General features: G+C 67.7%; 26 protein-coding genes. 23 read left to right on the top strand and 3 right to left on the bottom strand.

Features of this window, described 5'->3' with window-relative positions:
* The first annotated feature begins 23 nt into the window (after positions 1-23).
* The 15 genes from ACYQR9_RS01100 to ACYQR9_RS01030 all read left to right on the top strand — a co-directional run bounded on the left by ACYQR9_RS01100 (position 24) and on the right by ACYQR9_RS01030 (position 15,743).
* On the top strand, positions 24-260 hold the full coding sequence (locus ACYQR9_RS01100) for a hypothetical protein (RefSeq protein ID WP_461228401.1): 237 nt from the start codon (positions 24-26) through the stop codon (positions 258-260).
* Positions 261-349: 89 nt separating this feature from the next.
* Entirely contained in the window at positions 350-577 is a 228-nt protein-coding gene (locus ACYQR9_RS01095) for a hypothetical protein (protein WP_207413432.1), read from the top strand.
* A gap of 177 nt (positions 578-754) precedes the next feature.
* Positions 755-1,921, top strand: coding sequence for an FtsW/RodA/SpoVE family cell cycle protein (locus ACYQR9_RS01090; RefSeq protein ID WP_056434546.1), 1,167 nt, complete (start codon positions 755-757; stop codon positions 1,919-1,921).
* Complete coding sequence (murG, locus tag ACYQR9_RS01085) at positions 1,918-3,027, top strand: undecaprenyldiphospho-muramoylpentapeptide beta-N-acetylglucosaminyltransferase (RefSeq protein ID WP_461228400.1); 1,110 nt, start codon at positions 1,918-1,920, stop codon at positions 3,025-3,027. The genes ACYQR9_RS01090 and murG overlap by 4 nt, the downstream gene beginning before the upstream one ends.
* A gap of 55 nt (positions 3,028-3,082) precedes the next feature.
* Complete coding sequence (gene murC, locus ACYQR9_RS01080) at positions 3,083-4,489, top strand: UDP-N-acetylmuramate--L-alanine ligase (RefSeq protein WP_056434542.1); 1,407 nt, start codon at positions 3,083-3,085, stop codon at positions 4,487-4,489.
* 7 nt (positions 4,490-4,496) lie between these two features.
* Positions 4,497-5,033 carry an endonuclease domain-containing protein gene (locus tag ACYQR9_RS01075; RefSeq protein WP_461228399.1) on the top strand — a complete coding sequence of 179 codons (537 nt, stop codon included), beginning with the start codon at positions 4,497-4,499 and terminating at the stop codon, positions 5,031-5,033.
* Positions 5,030-5,965: a UDP-N-acetylmuramate dehydrogenase gene (gene murB / locus ACYQR9_RS01070; protein WP_461228398.1), complete on the top strand. Its 936-nt coding sequence runs from the start codon at positions 5,030-5,032 to the stop codon at positions 5,963-5,965. Before ACYQR9_RS01075 ends, murB begins: the two co-directional genes overlap by 4 nt.
* Before the next feature lie 129 nt (positions 5,966-6,094).
* Complete coding sequence (locus ACYQR9_RS01065; protein ID WP_461228397.1) at positions 6,095-7,018, top strand: D-alanine--D-alanine ligase; 924 nt, start codon at positions 6,095-6,097, stop codon at positions 7,016-7,018.
* The gene (locus ACYQR9_RS01060) at positions 6,985-7,959 is read left to right on the top strand and encodes a cell division protein FtsQ/DivIB (RefSeq protein WP_311276641.1); all 975 of its coding nucleotides are present in this window, start codon (positions 6,985-6,987) and stop codon (positions 7,957-7,959) included. Before ACYQR9_RS01065 ends, ACYQR9_RS01060 begins: the two co-directional genes overlap by 34 nt.
* Before the next feature lie 72 nt (positions 7,960-8,031).
* Positions 8,032-9,354, top strand: coding sequence for a cell division protein FtsA (gene ftsA / locus ACYQR9_RS01055; RefSeq protein WP_056434532.1), 1,323 nt, complete (start codon positions 8,032-8,034; stop codon positions 9,352-9,354).
* 124 nt (positions 9,355-9,478) lie between these two features.
* Positions 9,479-11,233: a cell division protein FtsZ gene (gene ftsZ, locus ACYQR9_RS01050; protein WP_419951374.1), complete on the top strand. Its 1,755-nt coding sequence runs from the start codon at positions 9,479-9,481 to the stop codon at positions 11,231-11,233.
* A gap of 316 nt (positions 11,234-11,549) precedes the next feature.
* Entirely contained in the window at positions 11,550-12,497 is a 948-nt protein-coding gene (gene lpxC / locus ACYQR9_RS01045; protein WP_461228396.1) for a UDP-3-O-acyl-N-acetylglucosamine deacetylase, read from the top strand.
* 221 nt (positions 12,498-12,718) lie between these two features.
* On the top strand, positions 12,719-13,597 hold the full coding sequence (locus ACYQR9_RS01040; RefSeq protein WP_419951375.1) for an outer membrane protein assembly factor BamD: 879 nt from the start codon (positions 12,719-12,721) through the stop codon (positions 13,595-13,597).
* Between the two features lie 164 nt (positions 13,598-13,761).
* Entirely contained in the window at positions 13,762-15,435 is a 1,674-nt protein-coding gene (gene recN, locus ACYQR9_RS01035; protein WP_461228395.1) for a DNA repair protein RecN, read from the top strand.
* A gap of 98 nt (positions 15,436-15,533) precedes the next feature.
* Entirely contained in the window at positions 15,534-15,743 is a 210-nt protein-coding gene (locus ACYQR9_RS01030; RefSeq protein ID WP_056434523.1) for a hypothetical protein, read from the top strand.
* A 22-nt stretch (positions 15,744-15,765) separates the two neighbouring features.
* Here the strand turns inward: ACYQR9_RS01030 and ACYQR9_RS01025 are convergent, their stop codons facing one another.
* Positions 15,766-15,999 (bottom strand): hypothetical protein, encoded by a 234-nt coding sequence (locus tag ACYQR9_RS01025; RefSeq protein ID WP_056434520.1) that lies wholly within the window; start codon positions 15,997-15,999, stop codon positions 15,766-15,768.
* 308 nt (positions 16,000-16,307) lie between these two features.
* On the opposite strand from ACYQR9_RS01025, the gene pstS reads away from it, so the two are divergent.
* From pstS to phoB, 6 genes are all read left to right on the top strand, one after another.
* Entirely contained in the window at positions 16,308-17,342 is a 1,035-nt protein-coding gene (pstS, locus tag ACYQR9_RS01020; protein ID WP_461228394.1) for a phosphate ABC transporter substrate-binding protein PstS, read from the top strand.
* Between the two features lie 139 nt (positions 17,343-17,481).
* Positions 17,482-18,456 carry a phosphate ABC transporter permease subunit PstC gene (gene pstC, locus ACYQR9_RS01015; protein ID WP_056434516.1) on the top strand — a complete coding sequence of 325 codons (975 nt, stop codon included), beginning with the start codon at positions 17,482-17,484 and terminating at the stop codon, positions 18,454-18,456.
* 17 nt (positions 18,457-18,473) lie between these two features.
* Entirely contained in the window at positions 18,474-19,367 is an 894-nt protein-coding gene (gene pstA / locus ACYQR9_RS01010; RefSeq protein WP_419951378.1) for a phosphate ABC transporter permease PstA, read from the top strand.
* Between the two features lie 46 nt (positions 19,368-19,413).
* Entirely contained in the window at positions 19,414-20,232 is an 819-nt protein-coding gene (gene pstB / locus ACYQR9_RS01005) for a phosphate ABC transporter ATP-binding protein PstB (RefSeq protein WP_056434512.1), read from the top strand.
* Between the two features lie 86 nt (positions 20,233-20,318).
* Positions 20,319-21,044, top strand: coding sequence for a phosphate signaling complex protein PhoU (phoU, locus tag ACYQR9_RS01000; protein WP_056434510.1), 726 nt, complete (start codon positions 20,319-20,321; stop codon positions 21,042-21,044).
* Positions 21,045-21,132: 88 nt separating this feature from the next.
* Complete coding sequence (gene phoB / locus ACYQR9_RS00995; protein ID WP_056434508.1) at positions 21,133-21,834, top strand: phosphate regulon transcriptional regulator PhoB; 702 nt, start codon at positions 21,133-21,135, stop codon at positions 21,832-21,834.
* A gap of 471 nt (positions 21,835-22,305) precedes the next feature.
* Here the strand turns inward: phoB and ACYQR9_RS00990 are convergent, their stop codons facing one another.
* Complete coding sequence (locus ACYQR9_RS00990; protein WP_461228393.1) at positions 22,306-22,758, bottom strand: winged helix-turn-helix transcriptional regulator; 453 nt, start codon at positions 22,756-22,758, stop codon at positions 22,306-22,308.
* 105 nt (positions 22,759-22,863) lie between these two features.
* Here ACYQR9_RS00990 and ACYQR9_RS00985 point away from each other — a divergent pair, with 105 nt between their 5' ends.
* A complete protein-coding gene (locus ACYQR9_RS00985; RefSeq protein WP_461228392.1) occupies positions 22,864-24,081 on the top strand; it encodes an MFS transporter in 1,218 nt (405 codons plus the stop codon).
* A gap of 165 nt (positions 24,082-24,246) precedes the next feature.
* Here the strand turns inward: ACYQR9_RS00985 and ACYQR9_RS00980 are convergent, their stop codons facing one another.
* Positions 24,247-24,492, bottom strand: coding sequence for a hypothetical protein (locus tag ACYQR9_RS00980; protein WP_461228391.1), 246 nt, complete (start codon positions 24,490-24,492; stop codon positions 24,247-24,249).
* Between the two features lie 205 nt (positions 24,493-24,697).
* Between ACYQR9_RS00980 and ACYQR9_RS00975 the strand changes: the two genes are divergently transcribed.
* Positions 24,698-24,868, top strand: coding sequence for a hypothetical protein (locus ACYQR9_RS00975; RefSeq protein WP_461222337.1), 171 nt, complete (start codon positions 24,698-24,700; stop codon positions 24,866-24,868).
* Positions 24,869-24,920: the final 52 nt, after the last annotated feature.

The following is a 24,920-nucleotide window of genomic DNA, read 5'->3' as shown; positions in this document are numbered from 1 at the left end:
CTTCCTTTTGTCCGGATGTCCCGATGACCCTGCGGCTCGCCTTCGCGTCCCTCCTCGTGCTGACGGTGGCGGCCCCCCTCGGGAGCGTCGCGTTCTCCACGCCGGTCGAGGCGAAGTATTCTATGGATCGCGAGAAGCGCTTCGGCGGCCTCTGCAAGCCGCCGCTGAAATTCGCGGCCGGGACCTGCGTCAAGCGGTGCCCCGCCGGCTATCGCGATACCGGCCGGGGCTATTGCCGTTTCAAGAACATGAACCGCTGAGATCCCGCCGTCATATCGATGAAGCGGCCTTGACCGAATCGGCGAGGTCGCGGCGGGATACGCTCACGTCTCGTCCATCGGAAACCGCCATGATCTCGCGTCTCGCCCTTCGCGCCGCCCTGTTGCTCGCCGCTTCCCTCACTCTCGGTGGAGAGGCGATGGCGGGTCCGGCACAGGATTACGAGTTCCGGCCGCGGAGCGTCCGCAATGCCTGCCGCCCGCCGCTTAAATTCGCGGCCGGCGCCTGCGTCCGCCGCTGCCCCGCCGGCTACCGCGACAACGGCCCCACCTGCGGGTTCAAGTCGATGAGGCGGTAGCGCGGCGCGTCCCGCCACGACCCAGGTTCGGCGACGCATGGCTGTCGTTCAGTCGAGCGTCGTGAAAGACTTGGTTTACCATTCCGGCACAGGATCGAATCCGAGCCGGCTTGATGCTGCCGGCGGCTGTCGGCTGCTCTTTCCGGGCGCCGTAAGGCTCACGGAGAGCGACGCCCCATGATGTCCCGCGCGGAACGCACGCCCCTGACCGACTGGTGGTGGACCGTCGATCGCGGCCTGCTTGCCGGCCTCACCGCCCTGATGGTGGCCGGCCTCGTCTTCCTCATGGGCGGCGGACCGCCGGTGGCCGAGAAGATCGGCCTGCCGACCTTCCACTTCCTCAACCGCCAGGCGATGTACCTCGCCCCGACGATCCTCATCATCGTCGCGGTGTCGTTCCTGTCCCTGCGCCATATCCGCCGCGTGGCCCTGGCCACCTGGATCGTCGGCGTCACCCTCTGCATCCTCGCCGGCAAGTTCGGACCGGAGATCAAGGGCGCGCATCGCTGGATCCAGTTCGGCCCGTTCGGCCTGCAGCCCTCCGAATTCGTGAAGCCGGCCTTCGTGGTCGTCGCCGCCTGGGCGTTCTCCGAAGGCGCGCAGCGCCGTGACATGCCCGGCGGCCTGCTGGCGATCCTGCTCCTGCCCGTCACCATCGTGCCGCTGATCCTGCAGCCGGATTTTGGCCAGACCATGCTGATCACCATCGTCTGGTGCTCGCTGTTCTTCGTTGCCGGCCTGCACTGGTTCTGGGTCGCGGGCCTGGGTGTCGCCGGCCTCGTCGGCGTCGGCTTCGCCTACCAGTTCCTGCATCACGTGCGCGAGCGCATCACCCGCTTCCTCGACAAGGATTCCGGCGACAGCTTCCAGGAATACTGGGCGCGGGAATCGTTCAATTCCGGCGGCTGGTTCGGCACCGGCCCGGGGGAGGGCGTGGCCAAGCGCCACCTGCCCGATGCCCATACCGACTTCATCTTCTCCGTCACCGGCGAGGAATTCGGCGTCATCGTCTGCCTCGGCCTCGTCTGCCTCTTCGCCTATATCGTCATGCGGGGGCTGAAGCTCGCCCGCCGCACCGACGACACCTTCTCGCGCCTGGCCATCACCGGTCTCACCACCCTGTTCGGCCTGCAGGCCTGCATCAACATGGCGGTGAACGTGCGGCTGATGCCGGCCAAGGGCATGACCCTGCCCTTCGTCTCCTATGGCGGCTCCTCGCTGATCTCGCTGGCATTGGGCATGGGCTTCCTCGTGGCGCTCACCCGCAAGCGGCCGCGCATGTCGACCCTGAGCCAGAAGCCCCCGGGCACTGCGCCCGCCACCGTCGCCGGAGTGATGCGGTGACCGTGATGACGCCGACGATCCTGCTCTGTGCCGGCGGCACGGGCGGTCATCTCTTCCCCGCCGAGAGCCTCGCCCATGCCCTGCGCGCGCGGGGCGTCCGCGTGGTGCTGGCCACCGACGCCCGCGTCGATTCCATCGCGGGGGAGTTTCCGGCCTCTGAGATTGTCACCATCGCCTCGGCGACGCCGTCCGGCCGCTCCATCCTGAAGCGGGCGGGGGCGCTCCTCACCCTCGGGCGCGGCTTCGGCGTGGCCGCGCGCGAGATCCGGCGGATCAACCCGGCCGCCATCGTGGGCTTTGGCGGCTATCCCACCGTGCCGCCGGTTCTCGCCGGGCAGATCCTGCGTGTTCCGACCATCCTGCACGAGCAGAACGCGGTGATGGGGCGCGCCAACGCCTTCCTCGCGCGGGGTGCGCGCGCCATCGCCACCGGCTTCGCGGAGGTGCGTGGCATCCCCCTGAAGGCCACCGCCCCGCGCACCCATACCGGCAACCCGCTCCGTCCCGCCGTGCTCGCCGCCGCGCGGACGCCCTACCCGCCCGTGGGCGAGGCGGATGAGCGCCATCTGCTCGTCTTCGGCGGCAGCCAGGGCGCGGCGGTGATGGGGCAGGTGGTGCCGAAAGCCATTGCGCAACTGCCCGCCGACCTTCGGGCGCGGCTGATGCTGGTGCAGCAGGTGCGGGCCGAAGACCTCACCGAGGTCCAGAACCTCTACCTCTCCCTCGGCCTCGCCGGTCTCGAGACGGCGCCGTTCTTCAAGGACCTGCCGGCCCGCATGGCCCGCAGCCATCTGGTCGTCGGACGCTCCGGCGCGTCCACTGTATCGGAACTCGCCGCGATGGGGCGGCCGTCGATCCTGGTGCCGTTGCCCGGCGCCCTCGACCAGGACCAGGCCGCCAATGCCGCGACGCTCAGCCGGATCGGCGCGGCGCTCGCCATCCAGCAGAGCGCCTTCACGCCGGATCGCCTCACGGCCGAGCTCCTCGACCTGTTCACCGATCCGGCAAAATTGACCGCGGCGGCCGCAGCCGCCAAAAGCGCGGGCATCCACGACGCCGCCGAGCGGCTGGCCGATGTCGTCCTCGAGACGGCGGCCCGCACCTGATTCCGAGCCGGGGCGCCCTCACGCGCTCCGCGACACGACGAGACTGAGTCACACCATGAAGCTGCCCGACAAGCTCGGCCCCATCCATTTCATCGGCATCGGCGGCATCGGCATGTCCGGCATCGCCGAGGTCATGTCGAATCTCGGCTACACGGTGCAGGGGTCGGACGCCAACGACAACGCCAATGTGCGGCGGCTGGCCGAGAAGGGCATGAAGACCTTCATCGGCCATGCCGCGCAGAACGTGGAGGAGGCCGCCCTCGTGGTGGTCTCCACGGCGATCCGGCGCGACAATCCCGAGCTCATCGCCGCCCGCGAGCGCCGCCTGCCGGTGGTGCGCCGCGCCGAGATGCTGGCCGAGCTGATGCGCTTCAAATCCTGCGTCGCCATCGCGGGCACGCATGGCAAGACCACGACGACGTCGCTGGTGGCGACGCTGCTCGATGCCGGCAACCTCGACCCCACCGTCATCAATGGCGGCATCATCAACGCCTACGGCACCAATGCCCGCATGGGCGAGGGTGAGTGGATGGTGGTGGAGGCCGATGAATCCGACGGCACCTTCCTGAAGCTTCCCGCCGACGTCGCCATCGTCACCAATATCGACCCCGAGCATCTCGACCATTTCGGCTCGTTCGAGGCGGTCAAGGACGCGTTCCGGCGCTTCATCGACAACATCCCCTTCTACGGCTTCGCCGTCATGTGCATCGACCATCCGGTGGTGCAGGACCTCGTGGGGCATATCGAGGATCGCCGCATCATCACCTACGGCGAGAACCCGCAGGCCGATGTCCGCCTCATCGACGTGGACCTGCGCGGCGGCCAGAGCCGCTTCCGCGTCATGATCCGCGACCGGCGCCCCGGTTTCCGCATGGAGATGGAGGATCTGGTCCTCCCCATGCCGGGCAAGCACAATGCGCTCAACGCCACCGCGGCCCTCGCCGTCGCGCACGAGCTCGGCGTCGAGCCGGAGGCGATCCGCAAGGCACTGGCCGGGTTCGGCGGCGTCAAGCGCCGCTTCACCAAGACCGGCGAGTGGAACGGCGCGCTGATCTTCGACGATTACGGACACCATCCGGTGGAGATCAAGGCGGTGCTGAAGGCCGCCCGCGCCTCCACCGAGGGCAACGTCGTCGCCATCGTCCAGCCGCACCGCTACACCCGGCTCGCCTCGCTGTTCGACGATTTCTGCACCTGCTTCAACGATGCCGACACGGTCATCGTCGCCCCCGTCTACGCGGCCGGCGAAGCCCCGATCGAGGGCATGGACCGCGACGGCCTCGTCTCGGGCCTGAAGTCGCGCGGCCACCGCGACGCCCTCGCCTTGGAGCGCACCGAAGACCTCGCCGGCCTCGTGGCCACCCGCGCCAAGCCCGGCGATTACGTCGTGTGCCTCGGCGCCGGCAACATCACGCAATGGGCCTACGCCCTGCCGGGCGAATTGGCGGCGTTGCAGGGGTGAGGATGGGATGCGTGCCGGCGATCCGAGACGAACGGGATTTCGCCGGCATCTGAGACGGGAGCAGACCGATGCGGAGCGCCGTCTCTGGCATCACCTTCGCGATCGACGCCTCGCAGGCTTCAAGTTCACGCGCCAGGAGAGCATCGGCCCCTACATCGCCGATCTCGCCTGTCGCGAAGCGAGGCTCATCGTCGAGGCCGATGGCGGCCAGCATGCGGATAGTCTGCCGGATCGCGTTAGGGATGCGTGGTTGTCTGCGAGGGGCTATCGCGTCCTGCGCTTTTGGAATGCTGAGATCATGAACAACATCGCTGGCGTCATGGACACGATCCGAGCCGCTTTGCCCCCCTCTCCCCGCTTGCGGGGAGAGGGTCGCGACGACCTCGTCGTCGGCGCGACGAGCCCGCAGGGCGAGGGTGAGGGGGCGATTCCCGGAGAGTCATTTCCAGTGGCGCCCCCTCACCTTCGCTCCGCTCGCCTCGTCCCCGACAAGGGGGACGAGGCCCTCTCCCCGCAAGCGGGGAGAGGGGAGGTGCTCCCATGACCGCCTTTCCCGACATCACCCCCGCCATCCGCGCCGCCGCGCCCGCCCTGCGTGGGCGGCTCTTGGCGAATCCGTCGCTCGCCGACCTCACCTGGTTCCGCGTCGGCGGGCCGGCACAGGTTCTGTTCACGCCGGCCGATGAGGAGGACCTCGCGCACCTCCTGGGCGCCCTCGACCCGGAAACTCCGGTCACCGTGATCGGCCTCGGCTCGAACCTGATCGTCCGCGACGGTGGCATTCCCGGCGTCACGATCCGGCTCGGCGGCAAGGCCTTCGGTTCCGTGGAGATCGACGGCGAGACCCTGCGGGCCGGGACCGCGGTGCCGGACATGCGCCTCGCCAAGGCGGCGGCCGAGGCGTCCCTCGATGGGTTGGCCTTCTTCCGGGGCATTCCCGGCTCCATCGGCGGCGCGCTGCGCATGAATGCCGGCGCCCATGGCGGGGAGACCACCGACGTGCTGGTGGAGGCGCGCGGCATCGACCGCATGGGCAAGCTGCGGTGCTTCACCCATGCGGAAATGGGCTTCACCTACCGTCACAGCGCCTCGCCCGAGGACGTGATCTTCACGAGTGCGCTGTTCCGGGGCCGTCCCGGCGACCGCCACGCCATCGAGGCCGAGATGGACCGCGTCACCGCCGCTCGCGAGGCGGCCCAGCCGATCCGCGAGCGCACCGGCGGATCGACCTTCAAGAACCCGCCGGGCGGCAAGGCGTGGCAGCTCGTCGATGCGGCCGGCTGCCGGGGGCTCACCATGGGTGGGGCCCAGGTCTCGGAGATGCACTGCAACTTCCTGATCAACCGCGACGGCGCCACCGCCGCCGATATCGAGGGGCTCGGCGAGGAGGTCCGCCGCCGGGTGCGCGAGCATTCGGGCGTCGAGCTGCATTGGGAGATCAAGCGAATCGGTGTCCCGGCCTCGACACCCGGCTAGAGGTGGCCCGAATCGCACGACGATTCTCGGCACAACGATTCTCGGAACCACGAGACCGTCTGCCGAGCAGAACCAAGGGCGAGCGCGTCACGGCCATGGCCAACGACGCGGCATCGGAAGGAATTGGAAATGTCCAAGCACGTCGCCGTCCTGATGGGCGGATGGTCCTCCGAGCGTCAGGTCTCCCTGAACTCGGGCAGCGCCTGCGCGGAAGCCCTCCAAGGGGAGGGGTTCCGCGTCACGCAGGTCGATGTCGGACCGGACATCGCCACCGTGCTCACGGAGCTGCGGCCCGACGTAGCCCTCAACGCCCTGCACGGCCCGGCCGGCGAGGACGGCACGATCCAGGGACTTTTGGAGATCTTGGCGATCCCCTACACCCATTCGGGCGTCCTGGCCTCGGCCCTGGCGATGCATAAGGAACGTGCCAAAACGATCATGAAGGCGGCCGGGGTGAGCGTACCGGAGGGGCTGATCGTTAACCGTCATGATGCCGCGAAGGCACACCCGTTAACTCCTCCCTACGTGATCAAACCCATCGCCGAGGGCTCCTCCATGGGCGTCATCATCGTCCAGGACGGTCGCTCCCATCCGCCCCAGATTCTCGCCTCGGACGAGTGGGTCTATGGGGAGCAAGTCCTTGCAGAGACTTACATTGCGGGCCGCGAGCTCACCTGCGCGGTGATGGGGGACAAGGCCCTCGGTGTCATCGAGATCAAGCCCGCCTCGGGGGAGTGGTACGACTTCGATGCGAAGTACGCCGAGGGGGGGTCGATCCACGTTCTCCCGGCAGAAATTAAACCAAAAATTTACCAGCGTGTCCAAGAGTTGTCGTTAACGGCGCATCAAGCACTTGGATGCCGGGGCATCAGCCGTGCGGACCTTCGATACGACGACACACCGGGTGGAACCGGTGCCCTCGTCGTCCTGGAGGTCAACACGCAGCCCGGGATGACCAAGACGAGCCTTGTGCCGGAGATCGCAGCCTACGCTGGCTTGAGTTTCGGTGAGCTCGTCCGATGGATGGTGGAGGACGCTACTCTGGGTCGTTGAACGCAGCCGGTCAGGCTGGCGTCGACGGAACCCCCGCGCCCGGTCCGGGCTCGCTCGTCGCCGGTCTGGCGGCGCGCTTGCCCCGGCTGGTACGCCCCTTCATGCGGTCGCGCCGTGCGCGGCTCGCCCAGCCGATCGAGCGGCGCATCCCGCGTCATGCGGGCACGCTGACCGTCACGGTGGCCTTCGCCGCCCTGTCGATCACCGGTTTCGTCGCCAGCGGCCGCTACGACCGCTTCGTGCTCGAGAACGGCCGTCCCTCCGACGTCCTCGCCCGCCTCGCCGGTTTCGGCGTCGAGCGCGTTACCATTTCGGGCATCTCCCGGCTCTATGAGCGGGAAGTGCTGCAGGCCGCCGGCATCGACGGTCATTCTTCCGTGGTCTTCCTCGACGTCGCCGAAGCGCGCCAGCGCCTCCTCGACGTGCCGCTGATCGCCAGCGTCTCGGTGCGCAAGGTCTATCCGAACGAGATCGTCATCAACCAGGTCGAGCGTGAGCCCGCCGCCCTGTGGCAGCGCAACGGCGAGATCTCGGTCATCGCCGCCGACGGCACCGTCATCGACGAGATGCGCGACGACCGTTACGCCGCGCTCCCCCTCGTGGTGGGTGAAGAAGCCAACGAGCGCCTCAAGGATTACCTCGCCCTCATCGAGGCGGCGGGCGATCTCGGCGAGCGGGTCAAGGCCGGCACCTACGTCTCCGGCCGGCGCTGGACCCTGAAGCTCGACGGCGTCGACATCCGCCTGCCCGAGACCGGGGCCGCAGAGGCCCTGGCCCGCCTCGCCAAGCTCGAGCGCGACAGCCGCATCCTCGAGAAGGACATCATCGCCGTGGACCTGCGACTGCCCGACCGGGTGGTGGTGCGGCTCACGGAGGAGGCGGCCGCCACCCGCGCCGAATCCCAGAAGAAGAAGCCGAAGGGCAAGGGGACAGAGACATGAGCCGTACGATTCGTCCGGCGCCTCTCGCGTCCCGCCAGCCCGCCCTTCCCGCCTCCTTCGCCCGGTAATCCGATGCACGCGCAACACGGCCTGACGCCGCGTATGAAACCGCTCTCCGCGCGCCGGAGCACCATCCTCTCGGTGCTCGACATCGGCACGAGCAAGGTCGTCTGCCTCATCGCCGAGCTCCAGCCGGCCGAGGCTCTCACCACCCTGCGCGGACGGACCCATTTCGCCCGCATCATCGGCATCGGACATCAGCGCTCTCACGGCCTCAAGGGCGGTGCCATCGTCGATCTCGAAGCCGCCGAAGGGGCGATCCGCCAGGCGGTCCACGCCGCCGAGCGGATGGCGAAGGTCGAGGTCCAGTCGGTCATCGTCAACATGTCCGGCGGCCGCCTCGGCTCGCAGCATTTCGAGGCGCATGTCGGTGTCCGCACCGGCACCGTCATGAGCTCGGATGTCGAGCGCGCCCTGGAGACGGCGAGTGCCCACGGCGTCAGCCACGGCCGGACCGTGCTCCATGCCCTTCCCACCGGCTACGCCATCGACGGCCAGGGCGCGGTCATCGACCCCACCGGGATGATCGGCGAGTCGCTCGGCGTCGACCTCCACGTGGTCACGGCGGAGGCGGCCGCCGCCCGCAACCTGATGCTCGCGGTGGAGCATTGCCATCTCGGCGTCGAGGCGGTGATCGCCACCCCCTACGCCGCCGGCCTCTCCGCCCTCGTCGACGACGAGGCCGAGATGGGCGTCTGCGTCGTCGACATGGGCGGCGGAACCACCAGCTTCGGCGTGTTCGAGGGCGGGCACCTCGTCCATGTGGACGCCCTGGCGGTGGGCGGCCACCACGTCACCATGGACATCGCCCGCGGCCTCTCCACCCGCGTGGTGGCGGCCGAGCGTCTCAAGACCCTCTACGGTTCGGCGATCTCCACCGCCTCCGACGAGCGCGACATGATCGCGGTCCACGGCGTCGGCGAGGACGAGGGCGACGCGCCGACCCACGTGCCGCGCTCGCACCTCGTGCGGATCATCAAGCCCCGGGTGGAGGAGATCGTCGAACTCGTTCGCGATCGTCTCCGCAACGCCGGCTTCGCCGCCCAGGCCGGCCGCCGGGTGGTGCTGACGGGGGGCGCGAGCCAGCTCGTCGGACTGCCGGAGGTCGCCCGCCGGGTGATGCAGGGTCAGGTCCGGATCGGCCGGCCGCTCGGCATCCGCGGCCTTCCCGAGGCCGCCAAGGGCCCCGCCTTCTCCGCCGCGGTCGGCCTGCTGGTCTACCCGCAGGTGGCGCATGCGGAACATTTCGAGCCGCGCGGGCACAGCGCCTTCGCGGGCACCGGAACCGACGGCTACATCCCCCGCGTGTACCGCTGGTTGCGCGAGAGTTTCTAGGAACGCCGGGACCGGTTGCCCGACGCCCCAGAAGGGGATCGGCGCCGGACCCGACACAAGCACATCGGCGGTCTCACCGAGAGGTCGTCAAATGAAACGTGAAAGGCACGAGAGGCTCGACACCATGGCCATCAGTCTGCAAGCGCCGGATATCCGCGAACTCAAGCCCCGCATCACCGTCTTCGGTGTCGGCGGAGCCGGCGGCAACGCCGTCAACAACATGATCGAATCGGGCCTCCTCGGCTGCGAGTTCGTCGTCGCCAACACCGACGCCCAGGCGCTCACCTCCTCCAAGGCCGAGCGCGTGATCCAGATGGGTCTCGGCGTGACGCAGGGCCTCGGCGCCGGCTCGCATCCCGAAGTCGGTTCGGCCGCCGCCGACGAGGTCATCGACGAGATCCGTGACCAGCTCTCCGGCGCCCACATGTGCTTCATCACCGCCGGTATGGGCGGCGGCACCGGCACCGGTGCGGCTCCGGTCATCGCCCGCGCCGCCCGTGACATGGGCATCCTCACCGTCGGCGTCGTCACGAAGCCGTTCCAGTTCGAGGGCGTGCGCCGCATGCGCACCGCCGAAGCCGGCATCCAGGAGCTCCAGGCCGCCGTCGACACCCTCATCGTGATCCCGAACCAGAACCTGTTCCGGGTCGCCAACGAGAAGACCACCTTCGCCGACGCCTTCGCCATGGCCGACCAGGTGCTCTATTCGGGCGTCGCCTGCATCACCGACCTGATGGTCAAGGAAGGCCTCATCAACCTCGACTTCGCCGACGTCCGCGCGATCATGCGCGGCATGGGCAAGGCCATGATGGGCACCGGCGAGGCCTCCGGCGAGAAGCGCGCCAACCGCGCCGCCGAAGCCGCCATCGCCAACCCGCTCCTCGACGACGTGTCGATGAAGGGCGCGCGCGGCCTGCTGATCTCGATCACGGGCGGCAACGACCTCACCCTCTACGAGCTCGACGAAGCCGCGACGCGGATTCGCGAAGAGGTGGATTCGGACGCCAACATCATCCTCGGCGCCACGTTCGACGAGAGCCTCGACGGCATCATCCGCGTCTCCGTGGTCGCCACCGGCATCGAGCCGGCGCTGATCACCGCGCATTCGCAGAACAACCCCGAGATCGTCCAGACCGAGCAGCGGATCGCTGAAGTGGCCGAGCGCCTGCGTGCGGAAGCGAGGGCCAGGGCGGCACAGCCCGCCCCCACCTTTCGTGCCCCCGGACAAGAGCAGCCGCTGACCGGCAACGCCCCCGCGCCCCAGGCGCCGGTCCAGCCGCAGGCTCCGCGCCCGGTGGCGTCCGAGCCGGTGGCCATGGCCCCCGAATCCGTGCGCATGGAAGCTCCCGCCGCCCCGATCGTTCACGACGAGGTCGTCCTGACCCAGATGCCGTCGCGGACGGCCGTGGCCTACGAGCCGGCTCCGGCTCCGGTCCAGGCTCCGGCCCCGGTGCAGCAGGCCGCCGGCCCGTTCGTGCCGCCGCGTCCGGCGGTGGCGGTGGCCCGCGCCCCGCGCATGCCGCAGATCCAGGATCTGCCGATGCCCGGCCAGGCTCAGCTTCGCGCCAGGAACGCCGTGGAGCCGGCCGAGCCGGCAGGGGATTCCAAGCGGATGACGCTGCTGCGCCGCCTTGCCACCGTCGGCTTCGGCGGACGCCGCGAGGAGGCCGAGACCGCCCCGCTGCCGCAGATGCGCGCGCCTGCCCCGCAGCCGGCGCCCCAGCCGGAATACGCCAAACGGGCACCCGTGGCGGCTCCTCCGGCCTACCGTCCGGCTCAGGGCAACCTCGATCCACAGGGACGTGTGGCCCCCCAGCCCCGTCTGATGGATGACGACCAGCTCGAAATCCCGGCCTTCCTGCGTCGTCAGGCGAACTGAAACGCCACGCTAAGCGTCCGTAGCGGTGTTTATGCAACAAGCCCGGGGTCTCAGGACCCCGGGCTTAACCTCGTTTTAAGTCCTTGTCCGAAAACGGTTATCCAGAACGTCTCCGGAAAGCGTGTCTGTAACAGAGCGTAAGAAAGCGTGATTTGGCTAACGCTTCGGGCCCCGCGTATACAATTTTTGGAACGAAAAAGGCGCGGCGGTTTCGCCGTCAGCGCTCGCAGGGGCTTCAAGCAGCGGACGGATCGCAGAGGCGGCGCAATCCCGTAATCCAGGGAGAGCGAGCCTGATCACGGCCGAGGGCTAGGGAATGCGGACGAACCAACAAACAACTCTCAAGGGCCCGGCCACGCTTCGTGGCATCGGCGTCCATTCCGGCAAGCCGGTGGAGATCACTCTCCATCCCGCTGCGGCCAATCACGGAATCTGCTTCCTCCGTACCGGAATGCCCACCGGTCACGACCGGCTCATCAAGGCCCACCACGCCTGCGTCTCCGCCACCGAGTTGTGCACCGTCATCGGTGACGTGGAGAGCGGTGCGGTCGCCACCATCGAGCATCTGATGTCCGCCCTCTACGGGCTCGGCATCGACAACGTCCTCGTCGAGATCGACGGGCCGGAAATGCCGATCCTGGACGGCAGCGCCCGCCTCTACGTCGAAGCCATCGACGCCATCGGCATCACCACCTGCGGGGCGCCCCGCCGCTGGATCAAGGTGCTCCGCACCGTCCGCATCGAGGTAGGCCGCGCCTTCGCCGAACTCTGCCCCATCGACCGCGGCTTCCGCCTCGACGTGGAGATCGACTTCGAGAACCCGGTGATCGGCCGCAGCCGCAAGGCGATGGACCTGAACCCCGCCTCCTACCGCCGCGAAATCGCCAATGCCCGCACCTTCGGCATGATGAAGGACGTGGAGCGCTACTGGAAAGCCGGCTTCGCGCTCGGCGCCTCCCTCGAGAACACCGTGGCGGTCGGCGACAACGCCGTCGTCAACCCCGAGGGCCTGCGCTACGCCGACGAGTTCGTGCGGCACAAGTATCTCGATGCCGTCGGCGACCTGGCCCTCGCCGGCCTGCCGATCCAGGGCGCCTACCGCTCCTATTGCGGCGGCCACCGGATGAATGTCGGCGTCCTCGACGCGCTCTTCGCCGACCGCGCCAACTACACGATCCTCGAAGCCGCCGGCGCCCGCCGCGAGACCTCCCGCCCGGAATTCGGCGTCGGTCTCGGCCTCGCCGCCTTCGCCAGCGACCTGTAACCTCTCAGCAACACCCTCGCTTCGATTGCGTCAGCCTCTCGGCCGCCGCTTTCACGCCCAAATCGGACGCCACTGGTAAAGCGTCCGTGACAAGAGGCGAGGTCGCGTGTGCCCCATAGAGGCACATGGGCCGTGGCACCGTGCCGTCAGCCGCTCGACCGACATTTGTATGGCTTGACGATGCGGCCCCCTTGCCGGGCGCATCTGTTGGGGGAACCGGAATGCGTCTCAACGATCGTAACCGCGGGGCGACGGCTTTCGTGCTCCTGGCGCTCTGCGGCCTCGGCCTCGGCGGCTGCGACACCCTCGACTCGATCAATCCCTTCGCCGAGAAGTACAAGCCCGAGATCATTCCCGACGTCCCGGCCGACAAGCTCTACAGCGAGGGCTTGGCCAAGATGGAGGACAAGGATTTCGAGGGCGCGTCGAAGAAGTTCGGCGAACTCGACAAGGCCTATGCCTATTCGGACTGGTCGCGCAAAGCGCTGCTGATGACGGCCTACTCGAATTACGAGGGCCAGAAATACGACGACGCGATCAACGCCTCGAAGCGCTACCTGCAGCGCCATCCGGCGAGCAAGGACGCGGCCTACGCCCAGTACCTGATGGCGATGTCGCATTATAAGCAGATCCCCGACGTGACCCGCGACCAGGACCGCTCCGAGAAGGCGCTGGCCGGTCTGCAGGAGCTCGTCCAGAAATACCCGACCTCCGAATACGCGGCCGATGCCAAGGCCAAGATCCAGATCACCCGCGACCAGCTCGCCGGCAAGGAGATGGAAGTCGGCCGCTTCTACCTGGAGCGCCGCAACTTCCCCGCCGCGATCAACCGCTTCCGCGACGTGGTGAGCAAGTACCAGACGACCCGCCACGCCGAGGAAGCGCTGGAGCGTCTGGTGGAGGCCTACATGGCGCTCGGCATCACCGCCGAGGCACAGACCGCCGCCGCCGTGCTCGGCCACAACTTCCCCGACAGCCCCTGGTACAAGGATGCGTTCGCGCTCCTCCAGAACGGTGGCCTGGAGCCGCGCGAGGAGAAGTCCTCCTGGCTCAGCAAGGTCTATCGCGGCGTCATCGGCCGCACCGCCGACGCCCGCTGAGCGCTCTACGCCGAAGCGGATACCGGTTCGGCGACAAACGAGCCCTAGCCGCTCGATCCGGCCCGCGACGACACGCTTTCGTTCGCGGGCCATTTTTCGAGTGAAGCCGCCGCCGCTTCGCCGTAAGACGTGGCCACCGTATCCAACGAGGCCAAACCCGCGGCATGCTGAGTCAGCTCGCGATCCGCGACATCGTTCTCATCGATAAGCTCGCCCTGAATTTCCGCGAAGGCCTCAGCGTCCTGACCGGGGAGACCGGCGCGGGCAAGTCGATCCTGCTCGACGCCTTCGCGCTGGCCCTGGGCGGGCGCGGCGATGGCGGCCTGGTGCGCCATGGCGAAGGGCAGGGCGGCGTCACCGCCGTCTTCGATGTGCCCCTCGACCATCCCGCCCGCCGCCTCGCGGCCGAGGCCGATATCGATACCGAGGGCGACCTGATCCTGCGCCGCGTGCAGATGGCGGACGGCCGTACCCGCGCCTTCGTCAACGATCAGGCCGTCGGCGTGCAGGTGCTGCGGGCGATCGGCGCCACGCTCGTGGAGATCCACGGCCAGCACGACGATCGCGCCTTGGCCGATCCCGGCACCCACCGCGCCATCCTCGACGCGTTCGGCGGCCTGCACGCGCCCCTGGCGGTGGTGGGGGAGGCGGCCAAGCGCGTGCGCACCGCCCGCTCCGCCCTGGCCGAGCATCGCGCCAGGGTCGAGGCCGCCCGCAAGGAGGTCGATTTCCTGCGCCATGCGGCCTCGGAGCTTGAAACGCTCGATCCCCAGGCCGGGGAGGAAACCTCGCTGGCCGAGCGCCGCTTGGTCATGCAGCAGAGCGAGAAGGTGGCCCGCGAGCTGACCGAGGCGATCGAGGCGGCGGGCGGCCCGAATTCGGCCGTGTCCCACCTCTCCTCGGCGATGCGCAAGCTGGAGCGGCGGGCGAGCCAGATCCCGGCCCTGGTCGAGCCCTGCATCGCCGCCCTGGATGCCGCGCTCGCCGCCCTCGACGAGGCCCATTCCGTCCTCGACACGGCGTTGCGCGAATCGGAATTCGATCCGCGCGAGTTGGAGCAGGTCGAGGAGCGGCTGTTCGCCCTCCGTGCGGCCTCCCGCAAGTATCAGGTGCCGGTGGACGACCTCGCCGCCCTGCGCCAGCGCTACGAGGCGGATGTGGCCGCCATCGATGCCGGCGAGGAGGCTCTCACTGGCCTGGAGGCGACCCTCGCCCAGGCCGAGGCCGCCTATGCTAAGGCCGCCACCAAGCTCAGCGAGGGGCGTCGCAAGGCCGCCAAGGCCCTCGACCTCGCGGTGAAGGCCGAATTGCCGCCCTTGAAGCTGGAGCGCGCCCGCTTCATCACCGAGATCGTCACCGATCCCGAATCGCGGGACCCGGCGGGCTACGAGCGCGTGGAGTTCTGGGCCCAGACCAATCCCGGAACGCGGCCCGGCCCGATGATGAAGGTTGCGTCCGGCGGCGAGCTTTCGCGCTTCATGCTGGCCCTCAAGGTGGTGCTGGCCGACAAGGGCTCGGCCCCGACCCTGATCTTCGACGAGATCGATACCGGCGTCGGCGGCGCCGTGGCCGATGCCATCGGCGCCCGCCTCGCCCGTCTCGCCGCCGGAGTGCAGGTCGTGGCCGTGACCCATGCTCCTCAGGTCGCCGCGCGGGCCGAGACGCATTTCCTCATTGCCAAGGACCCGGTGAAGGGCCGCGACCGGGTCGCCACCCGCGTCTCGCCCCTCGAAGCCCCGGCGCGGCGCGAGGAGATCGCCCGGATGCTGGCCGGTGCCACGGTGACCGACGAGGCCCGCGCGGCGGCGGCGCGACTTCTTCAATCCACGGATGCGTGAGGCGCGACCTTAACCTTTGGTTAACCATCTTCGCCGATGATGCGAGCACGACGCAGGGAATCTTAGCGAAACGCGTCGGCACATCGGGAGATCGCGTGATGGATCTGGGTGACGGTGAGACCGATCCCCGGCCTGTGAACGAAGCGGATGGGATGCCGATCCTGTCGAGTCCGACCCGTCACCATCTCGGTGGCACTCTTCGGGCGATCTACGAAGACACGTTCGACACGCAGCCGATCCCCGACGGTCAGATCGACCTTCTCCTGCGCCTCCGGCACAAGGAACGCGATCGCCGCCGCGTGGGCTGATCCCGTTCTCCGGAGGTCGCCGCTACCAGCGGCGAGCTCCCGGCATGCGCTGATACTCGGCGCCGCGGATCAGGGTCATCACCGCGTCGAGCTCCGCCAGCAGGGCGCGCTCGTCCTGGCCCGCCTTCTCCACTTCGCCCGGATCGGTCCCGAATTGCCGGCGCTGCTGGGCGAAAGCCAGGTCGCGTTCGAGGTCCTCCCTACGCTCGTGCAGGGCGAGGAAATCGGCATCGCCATCACCCCCGGCGGGTGTCATGCTCGATTCGTTCTCCAAGATGCTGACCTTCCAGGACGGCTGGCGAGACGGGCTGCTCCGTCGTCGACATCGCCGAATCGTATAACGCACGAGCCCGTCAAACCGTGCCGCGCTCGTTCGAGCCCCGGTCCATACCGTGTTTTCCCCCTGTCCTACAGCGCTTGAGCGGTCGCCGGCCGGCTCCTGTCATCGATCTGTCATGGCTCCGTCATAGAGCCAGCATGATCGGGCGGGTAACGGTGCGCTGCAGCAGGATTGCTCTTGCAGCGCGGCACGCACAGCGCCCGGACAGATTACGGAGAGCCACCGTGAAACCCTTCCACTTCGCCCTCGCCATTGGGCTCGCGACCGCACAGTTCGGCGCCGTCGCCCAGGCCGCCGACATCACCGGTGCCGGCGCGACCTTCCCCTTCCCGGTCTATTCGAAATGGGCTGAAGCCTACCGCAAGGATACCGGCACGGGCCTGAACTACCAGTCCATCGGCTCCGGCGGCGGCATCAAGCAGATCCAGGCCAAGACCGTCGATTTCGGCGCCACCGACGCCCCGCTGAAGGGCCCCGCCCTTGAGAAGGACGGCTTCGTCCAGTTCCCCACCGTCATGGGCGGCGTCGTCACCGTGGTGAACATCGCCGGCGTCGAGCCGGGCAAGCTCAAGCTCACCGGCGAACTCGTCGCCGACATCTACGCCAACAAGATCACCAAGTGGAGCGACCCCAAGATCGCTGCCCTCAACAATGGCCTTAAGCTCCCCGACGCGCCGATCACCCCGGTCTACCGTTCGGATGCCTCCGGCACGACCAGCATCTTCACCACCTATCTCAGCGCGGTTTCCGAGAGCTGGAAGAAGGAATTCGGTGCGGCCACCACGGTCAGCTGGCCCGCCGGCCAGGGTGGCAAGGGCAACGAGGGCGTCACTGCCACCGTCAAGCAGGTCGCGAACTCCATCGGCTACGTGGAATCGGCCTACGCCAAGCAGAACAAGCTCAGCTACACTCTGATCCAGAACAAGGCCGGCAAGTTCCCGGCCCCGGATGACAAGGCGTTCCAGGCTGCCGCCGCCTCCGCCGATTGGAAGGCCGCTCCCGGCTTCGGCATCTCCCTCGTGAACCAGGCCGGCGACGAAGCTTGGCCGATCACCGCGGCCACCTTCATCCTCGTCTACAAAGAGCCGGCCGACGCCGCCAAGTCCGCGGAAGTGCTCAAGTTCTTCGATTGGGCCTACAAGAACGGCGACAAGCTCGCCGTCGATCTCGACTACGTGCCGCTGCCCGACAACGTCGTCGCCCTCGTCCACAGCGAGTGGAAGGAAATCAAGGGCAAGGACGGCAAGCCCGTCTTCTAAGGCACGTCCTCACGGACCGAACCACCCTCTCAGGCCCGGCGAAAGCGTCGGGCCTGCTCCACGAGAAGACATGGCGACACACCTCGCCACCCGTCTCCCCACGCGATACGACCCCTCAAGGTGAAGAAGTAGACGTCGGATGGCCGCCTTGACTGAACAGATTTCGCTGGCCCGCACGGGCTCCCCCGCTCGCAAGAAGCCGGGCGGCCTCGGCGACCAGCTCTTCCGCGCCGCCTCCTACGCGTCGGCGCTGCTGGTCCTCCTCTTCCTCGCGGGCATCCTCGCCTCGATCGCCTATGGTGGCTGGCCGGCCTTCGCGGAATTCGGCCTCGGCTTCATCACCTCCAGCTCCTGGAACATCGGCCAGGAGCAGTACGGCGCTCTCGTCGCCATCGTCGGCACCCTGGTCTCGGCCGTCCTCGCCCTCCTCATCGGCGTGCCGATCTCCATCGGCATTGCGGTCTACCTCACGCAGCTCTGCCCCGGCTGGGCGCGCAAGCCCGTCTCGATGACGATCGAGCTCCTCGCCTCGGTGCCGAGCATCATCTACGGCATGTGGGGCCTGTTCATCTTCGCGCCGCTCTTCGCCCATTACGTGCAGATGCCGGTCTCGAGCGTAGTGGAGGGCATGCCCATCGTCGGCACGCTGTTCTACGCCCGCGTCCCCTCGGGCGTCGGCATCCTCACCGCCGGCATCATCCTGGCGATCATGATCGTGCCCTTCGTCGCCTCGATCACCCGCGACATGCTCGACCAGATCCCCACCGTGCTGCGCGAGAGCGCCTACGGCATCGGCTGCACCACCTGGGAGGTCGTGCGCCACGTGCTGGTGCCGCAGGCCTCGGTCTCGATCATCGGCGCGGTCATGCTCGGCCTCGGCCGTGCGCTCGGCGAGACCATGGCGGTGACCTTCGTCATCGGTAACGCCAACCGCCTCTCCGGCTCGATCTTCGATCCCGGCTCCACCATCGCCTCGCGCATCGCCAACGAGTTCAACGAGGCCGACGGCCTGCAGCTCAACTCGCTGATGGCGCTCGGCTGCATCCTCTTCATCATCACCTTCATCGTCCTGATCATCGCGCGCCTGCTCGTCCGGCGCGTGAAGGTCGCCTGACCCCGGGAGCCCGAATCATGGACGCCGTCACCACTCTCCCCACAACCGCGGCCCCGGCGCATGTCAGCCGGGTCCGGTCGAGCCGCCGGGTCGCCGACAAGCTCCTCATCGTCGGCAGCACCGTCGCCACGCTGATCGGTATCGTCGTGCTGGGCTCGATCCTGCTCATGCTCATCGTCGAGGGCATGAAGGGCTTCTCGCCGCTGCTCTTCACCGAGCCGACGCCGGGCCCGGGCTCCGAAGGCGGCGGCATCGCCAACGCCATCCTCGGCAGCCTGGTCCTCACCCTCATCGGCATCGTCATCGCGACGCCGGTGGGTGTCATGGCCGGCACCTATCTGGCCGAGTACGGCCGCAACTCGAAGCTCGCCGACGTGATCCGCTTCCTCAACGACATCCTGCTCTCGGCCCCCTCGATCCTCATCGGCCTGTTCGTCTACACGCTGATGGTGCGGCCGATGGGGACCTATTCGGGCTGGGCCGGCGGCGTGGCTCTCGCCATCATCGCCACCCCGGTGATCGTGCGCACCACCGAGGACATGCTGCGCCTCGTGCCCTCGACCCTGCGCGAGGCCGGCGCGGCCCTCGGTGCCCCGCCCTCCATCGTCATCAAGAGCATCACCTGGCGCGGCGCCAGCGCCGGCATCGTCACCGGCATCATCCTGGCGCTCGCCCGCATCGCCGGCGAGACCGCGCCGCTGCTCTTCACCGCGCTCAACAACAACAGCTGGTTCTCGCCCAACCTCATGGGCGGCATCCCCAACCTTCCGGTGATGATCTACCAGTTCGCGCTCTCGCCCTACTCGAACTGGCAGCAGCTCGCCTGGGCCGGCGCCCTCCTCATCACCGCTACGATCCTCGCCCTGTCGATCGTGGCCCGCTTCGTCATCAAGAGCGAGCGGGCGCGCTGATCCCGCGCCCCCGTCCCACCCCGTTTTCGACAAGGACACGCATCCGATGAACGCCGCTCCCGCGATCACGCAGGCCCAGCTGACCGGTCGCCACCAGGCCGACGATCAGGCCCCCATCCGCATCGCCGTGAAGGACCTGAACTTCTATTACGGCTCGTTCCACGGCCTGAAGTCGGTCAACCTCAACTTCCACGACCGCCAGGTCACCGCCCTGATCGGCCCGTCGGGCTGCGGGAAGTCGACCCTGCTGCGGACCTTCAACCGCATCTACAGCCTCTATCCGGAGCAGCGTGCCGAGGGTGAGATCCTCCTCGACGGGCAGAACGTGCTCGATTCGAAGGTCGATCTGAACGAGCTGCGCTCGCGCATCGGCATGGTGTTCCAGAAGCCGACGCCCTTCCCGATGTCGATCTACGACAACGTCGCCTTCGGCTTGCGTCTCTACGAGAAGCTGCCCAAGGCCGATCTCGACGTGCGCGTCGAGGAATCCTTGCGCAAGGCCGCCCTCTGGGACGAGGTGAAGGACAAGCTCAAGCAATCCGGCATGGGTCTCTCCGGCGGTCAGCAGCAGCGTCTCTGCATCGCCCGCACCGTCGCCCAGCGTCCCGAGGTGATCCTGTTCGACGAGCCGACCTCGGCCCTCGACCCGATCTCCACGGGCCGCATCGAGGAGCTGATCGAGCAGCTGCGCTCGGAATTCACGATCGTTATCGTGACCCACAACATGCAGCAGGCCGCGCGCATCTCGCAGTTCACGGCGTTCATGTATCTTGGCGAACTGGTCGAGTTCGGCCCGACGACACGGATCTTCATGAACCCCGAGAAGCGCCAGACCCAGGACTACATCACCGGCCGCTTCGGCTGAGCCCGCCGGGGCCGCGTTCCGCGGCACCGGTCCCGATCCTATGCGATGCGGGCTGCCAGGGGCGGCCTCGGTCGAGGAGTGCGAGCATGCCCAACCACATCGTCAGTTCCTACGACACGGAACTGGAAAACCTGCGCCGCTCGATTTCCGAGATGGGCGGGATCGCCGAGAAGATGATGACCGATTCCGGCAATGCCCTGGTGCGCCGGGACGTGCCCCTGGCCCAGGCTGTCATCGCCGCCGACAAGCGTCTGGACGCGATCCAGCACGAGGTCGAGGAGCGGGCGATCCTGCTCATCGCCAAGCGCCAGCCGCTGTCCATCGACCTGCGCGAGACGGTATCGGCGATCCGCGTCTCGAACGATCTCGAGCGGATCGGCGACCTGTCCAAGAACGTCGCCAAGCGCGTGGTCGCCATCGCCGATCAGATCCAGCCGCAGAAGATCGTCATCGGCGTCCAGCATATGGGCGACCTGGTGCAGGAGCAGCTGAAGGACGTCCTCGACGCCTATGGCAGCCAGGACGTGAAGGCCGCCCTCGACGTCTGGGAGCGCGACGATTCCATCGACGCCCTCTACAACTCGCTCTTCCGCGAGCTGCTGACCTACATGATGGAAGATCCGCGCAACATCTCGTTCTGCACGCATCTCCTGTTCTGCGCCAAGAACATCGAGCGGATCGGCGATCACACCACCAACATCGCCGAGACGATCCATTATCTCGTCACCGGCACGAACGAGCTCGCCGAGCGGGACCGCCCGAAGAACGACGCGTCGAACTACGCTACCGTGTCGATGCCCGCCAGCGCCTGATCGCTGCCCCTGCCGGCCGCTCCAGCACACGCTCGGCGCGGCCGTCGCGTCCATCCGGGACGGTCGCCATCACCCTGAAAACATCCGCATGAACACGCGCATCCTGATCGTCGAGGACGAGGAGGCCCTCACTCTCCTCCTCCGCTACAACCTGGAAGCGGAGGGCTTCGTCGTTGATTCCGCCGCGCGGGGCGACGAGGCCGATCTGCGCCTTCAGGAGCAGGTTCCCGATCTCGTCCTGCTCGATTGGATGATGCCCGGCCTGTCCGGCATCGAGCTGTGCCGCCGCATCCGCGCACGGCGGGAGACCGAGCGGCTGCCGGTGATCATGCTGACGGCGCGGGGCGAGGAGGGCGACCGCATCCGCGGCCTCGGCACCGGCGCCGACGATTACATCGTCAAGCCGTTCTCGGTGCCGGAGCTCCTCGCGCGGGTGCGTGCGCTCCTGCGGCGGGCCAAGCCGACCCATGTGTCGGACCTGCTGGTGGCCGGCAATATCGAACTCGACCGGGTCAGCCACCGCATCCGCCGGCAGGGCCGCGAGATCCATCTCGGGCCCACCGAGTTCAAGCTCCTCGAATTCCTGATGCAGAGCCCCGGCCGCGTGTTCTCGCGCGAGCAGCTGCTCGACGGGGTCTGGGGCCACGACGTCTATATCGACGAGCGCACGGTGGACGTCCATGTGGGCCGCCTGCGCAAGGCGATCAACCGCCCGCGCCAGAGCGACCCGATCCGCACCGTGCGCGGCTCCGGCTATTCCTTCGACGAGATGTTCTCCACGGACGAGTGAGGCCACGGCCGGCTTCGCGCCGCTCAGTCCGGAAAGAGCGTCCCCATCGTGACGATGGCGGGTCGCCTTGCCTCCGGGCGATCCTCGCGAACCGATGCCATTCCGGCCGCCACGAGATAGCGCGTTCGATCTCGGACGTCTGTCCGTTCCGGCATGTGCTCGCCCCGGGGGGCTCAGGCATTCACCCATCTGGCGGGCAGCCTGAGTCCCCCTCTTTTTACAGGGGACGGGTGGCGGGCGCGCCTGTCGAATCTTCCTGGATAGAGGGAACAGCCATTGGGCAGATGTCTGAATCCGTCAGCCCTGGGGGCGGAAATCCGACGTTTGGTGCCCGCTGCCGGGCCCACTTTCGGCCCAACGTCGACGGATCCAGCGGCCGCCGCCATCCGCTGAGAGCGGACATTGATCATGGGCGGAAACGACCGCTCCGCTATGCGGTTTATCCGCTTTCGACGTCGCTACGTCACCTTGTCAGGTGACGTCTGGCTTCAACACCCGCGTGTCATACCAACCGAGACGACGGTCATCGGCGGATCGCAAGGTGAGTTGAGCGACCGGAGCCCCGACTTCACGATCGACCAAGCGAGACCGGCGATCGGTCGGCCCATAGAGATGAGCCTCCCCCCATTGTCGAAGCGCGACGATGACGAGGAACAGGCCGCGCCCCTTCTCGGTCAGGACGTATTCCCGGTAGGCGGTCCCGTCCGAGGCGGGCGCCGTCTCCAGAATTCCCCGTTCGGTCAGGTCGCAAAGGCGGGTCGCCAGCATACCCTTGGCGATGCCGAGACCATTCTGGAACTCACTGAAGCGCCGAACACCGTCGAAAGCATCGCGGATGATGAGGAGCGACCACCAGTCGCCAATGACATCGAGCGCGCGCGCAACCGGGCACCCGGCGTTCCAGAGGCTGACGCGCTTTGCCACGAAGGTACGCTCCCGTTCCAAACTGGTCTCAATTTAGAACTGGAATGGGCCGGGTACAAGTGGTCTCAAGATGAAACCAGATTGGGTTTCATCGACAGGACCGCCATGCCGCACGGAAGAGATGAGCGAACCTCTACCGAGCCGGAGGGGGCATTGCCCAGGACGACGATCCTGATTTTCGCCGTCGCCGCCGGCTTAAGCGTCGCGAACATCTACTGCGCCCAGCCCCTGCTCGATGCGATGGCGCAGGAGTTCGGCATCTCGCCTGCCGCGATCGGGCTCGTGGTGACCCTGACCCAGGTCGGCTATGGGCTGGGCTTGATCTTCATCGTGCCGCTCGGCGATCTCATCGACCGCCGTCGCCTCATCCTCGGCCAGGGGCTTCTGTCGGTGCTCGCGCTGGTGGCAGTGGCCACGGCCAAGTCCGGAGCGATCCTGTTCGCCGGCATGGCGGCGGTTGGGTTGCTCGCCGTCGTGGTTCAGGTCCTGGTCGCATTCGCCGCGACGCTCGCGACACCGACCGAACGAGGTCGGGTGGTCGGTACAGTCACGAGCGGCATCGTGATCGGCATCCTGGCGGCGCGCTTCGCGGCCGGGATACTGGCCGATATCGGTGGCTGGCGAGCGGTCTATCTGGTCTCCGCGATCCTGTCGCTCGCCCTCGTCGGCCTGCTCGTGCGCGTCCTGCCACGGCATCGGATCCCGGCCGGAACCGGCAGCTACGTCGCTGCACTTCGCTCGGTCCCCATCCTGTTCCTCAGCGAGCCGGTCTTGATGGTTCGGGGTGTTCTCGCGCTTCTGATCTTTGCGTCGTTCAGCACATTCTGGACCGCTCTGGTGCTGCCGCTCAGTGCGCCGCCCTTCTCCTACTCCCATACCTGGATTGGCCTGTTCGGCCTCGTAGGCCTGGCGGGAGCGATGGCCGCGACGGGGGCCGGGCGGCTCGCGGACCGGGGCCATGGTCAATGGACGACAGGAGCCACTCTCGTGCTTCTGCTCGTATCGTGGGCGCCGATTGCGCTACTACCGGTATCAATTCCGGCCCTGATCTTTGGCGTCGTCCTGCTCGATCTCGCCGTGCAGGCCGTTCATGTCACGAACCAGAGCCTCATCGTCTCCCTGCGTCCCGAAGCCAGCAGCAGGCTCATCGGCGGCTACATGGTGTTCTATTCAGTGGGCAGCGCCCTCGGCGCCGCTGCTGCGACGTCCATCTATGCCCGGGCTGGCTGGCCCGGTGTCTCGGCGCTCGGAGCGACGTTCAGCGCTGCGGCCCTGCTCGTGTGGCTGTTCACCTTGCGCGCGGTGCGGACATGTCGAACGTAACTCGGTGATCCAACCGGAACGGCAGCTCCATCCTCGAGCTTCGCGGAGAACGGCCGATCCGCTCACCACCCATCTCGGACACCCAGGGCGGGTACCAACCGTCAGAGTTTGACGACGACAGGGCGCGGGTAACGGAGGAGGGCGCTGGCTGCCGTCGATGCCGGTTCAGCGGTCGAAGCGGCGCATCGAACGGCTGTCCCGTTCGGCGTTGCGCCGAATCCTGTCATCGGCACGGGCCCGATCGCGCTGGACCGTCTCCATTCGCCGGAGCGTCTCCGTCTGCTCGCGATGCGCCCGCGCCAGGTCGCTCACCGCGTTCATCGCGCGCACCCGGTTCGCATCCTGTGCTCGTGCGTCGAAGGACCATGCCGCGAGAAGTAGGGCGACGAGGGCTGTGGTGGGGCGGGGCATCTGGCTGGGACCTTCGGGTGGGGGAGGGGCGGATCGAGCTTGCGGCTCAGCATGCACCATAGTGCGTTAAATGCAGGGCTTCGCAGGATATCGTGCATTCCATGCGCGGACTGCATGAGTGGTATTTGGCGTTTGGTATACCAGCTCGGCGGGCGGGCTGTCATACATGCTGCAACGCAAACGCAATGCCCCGAGGAACACCGATATGACCGCTCTCATTCTCACCGCCGTCGCTGTCGCCGCTGCCGCCAACATCTCCCTGGTGGCCTTCGTCGCCGATCGCCTGACCCCCACCTCGAACACCTCCACCATCACGGCGGGCGAGCTCGTTCTCGTCAACGACAACGCTCCCGAAGCCCTGAAGCTCGCGGCCTAAATCTACGCGCACGGCTCCAGCGGCACCGTCATCGGCCCCGCCTTACCAGGCG

This window comes from Methylobacterium sp. CM6241, assembly GCF_054817845.1.
This window is presented reverse-complemented; position numbering and strand designations above follow the sequence as displayed.

Excerpts from the sequence above, each read along its gene's own strand:
- pstB (WP_056434512.1), top strand. The coding sequence starts at position 19,414 with ATGAACGCCGCTCCCGCGATCACGCAGGCCCAGCTGACCGGTCGCCAC.
- ACYQR9_RS01095 (WP_207413432.1), top strand. The coding sequence starts at position 350 with ATGATCTCGCGTCTCGCCCTTCGCGCCGCCCTGTTGCTCGCCGCTTCC.
- ACYQR9_RS01060 (WP_311276641.1), top strand. The coding sequence starts at position 6,985 with ATGGATGGTGGAGGACGCTACTCTGGGTCGTTGAACGCAGCCGGTCAG.
- ACYQR9_RS01040 (WP_419951375.1), top strand. The coding sequence starts at position 12,719 with ATGCGTCTCAACGATCGTAACCGCGGGGCGACGGCTTTCGTGCTCCTG.
- murC (WP_056434542.1), top strand. The coding sequence starts at position 3,083 with ATGAAGCTGCCCGACAAGCTCGGCCCCATCCATTTCATCGGCATCGGC.
- pstC (WP_056434516.1), top strand. The coding sequence starts at position 17,482 with ATGGCCGCCTTGACTGAACAGATTTCGCTGGCCCGCACGGGCTCCCCC.
- lpxC (WP_461228396.1), top strand. The coding sequence starts at position 11,550 with ATGCGGACGAACCAACAAACAACTCTCAAGGGCCCGGCCACGCTTCGT.
- ACYQR9_RS00980 (WP_461228391.1), bottom strand. The coding sequence starts at position 24,492 with ATGCCCCGCCCCACCACAGCCCTCGTCGCCCTACTTCTCGCGGCATGG.
- ACYQR9_RS00985 (WP_461228392.1), top strand. The coding sequence starts at position 22,864 with ATGCCGCACGGAAGAGATGAGCGAACCTCTACCGAGCCGGAGGGGGCA.
- ACYQR9_RS01100 (WP_461228401.1), top strand. The coding sequence starts at position 24 with ATGACCCTGCGGCTCGCCTTCGCGTCCCTCCTCGTGCTGACGGTGGCG.
- ACYQR9_RS01075 (WP_461228399.1), top strand. The coding sequence starts at position 4,497 with ATGCGTGCCGGCGATCCGAGACGAACGGGATTTCGCCGGCATCTGAGA.
- ACYQR9_RS01030 (WP_056434523.1), top strand. The coding sequence starts at position 15,534 with ATGGATCTGGGTGACGGTGAGACCGATCCCCGGCCTGTGAACGAAGCG.
- ftsZ (WP_419951374.1), top strand. The coding sequence starts at position 9,479 with ATGGCCATCAGTCTGCAAGCGCCGGATATCCGCGAACTCAAGCCCCGC.
- ftsA (WP_056434532.1), top strand. The coding sequence starts at position 8,032 with ATGCACGCGCAACACGGCCTGACGCCGCGTATGAAACCGCTCTCCGCG.
- ACYQR9_RS01090 (WP_056434546.1), top strand. The coding sequence starts at position 755 with ATGATGTCCCGCGCGGAACGCACGCCCCTGACCGACTGGTGGTGGACC.
- murB (WP_461228398.1), top strand. The coding sequence starts at position 5,030 with ATGACCGCCTTTCCCGACATCACCCCCGCCATCCGCGCCGCCGCGCCC.
- phoU (WP_056434510.1), top strand. The coding sequence starts at position 20,319 with ATGCCCAACCACATCGTCAGTTCCTACGACACGGAACTGGAAAACCTG.
- ACYQR9_RS01065 (WP_461228397.1), top strand. The coding sequence starts at position 6,095 with ATGTCCAAGCACGTCGCCGTCCTGATGGGCGGATGGTCCTCCGAGCGT.
- ACYQR9_RS00975 (WP_461222337.1), top strand. The coding sequence starts at position 24,698 with ATGACCGCTCTCATTCTCACCGCCGTCGCTGTCGCCGCTGCCGCCAAC.
- recN (WP_461228395.1), top strand. The coding sequence starts at position 13,762 with ATGCTGAGTCAGCTCGCGATCCGCGACATCGTTCTCATCGATAAGCTC.
- ACYQR9_RS01025 (WP_056434520.1), bottom strand. The coding sequence starts at position 15,999 with ATGACACCCGCCGGGGGTGATGGCGATGCCGATTTCCTCGCCCTGCAC.
- pstA (WP_419951378.1), top strand. The coding sequence starts at position 18,474 with ATGGACGCCGTCACCACTCTCCCCACAACCGCGGCCCCGGCGCATGTC.
- phoB (WP_056434508.1), top strand. The coding sequence starts at position 21,133 with ATGAACACGCGCATCCTGATCGTCGAGGACGAGGAGGCCCTCACTCTC.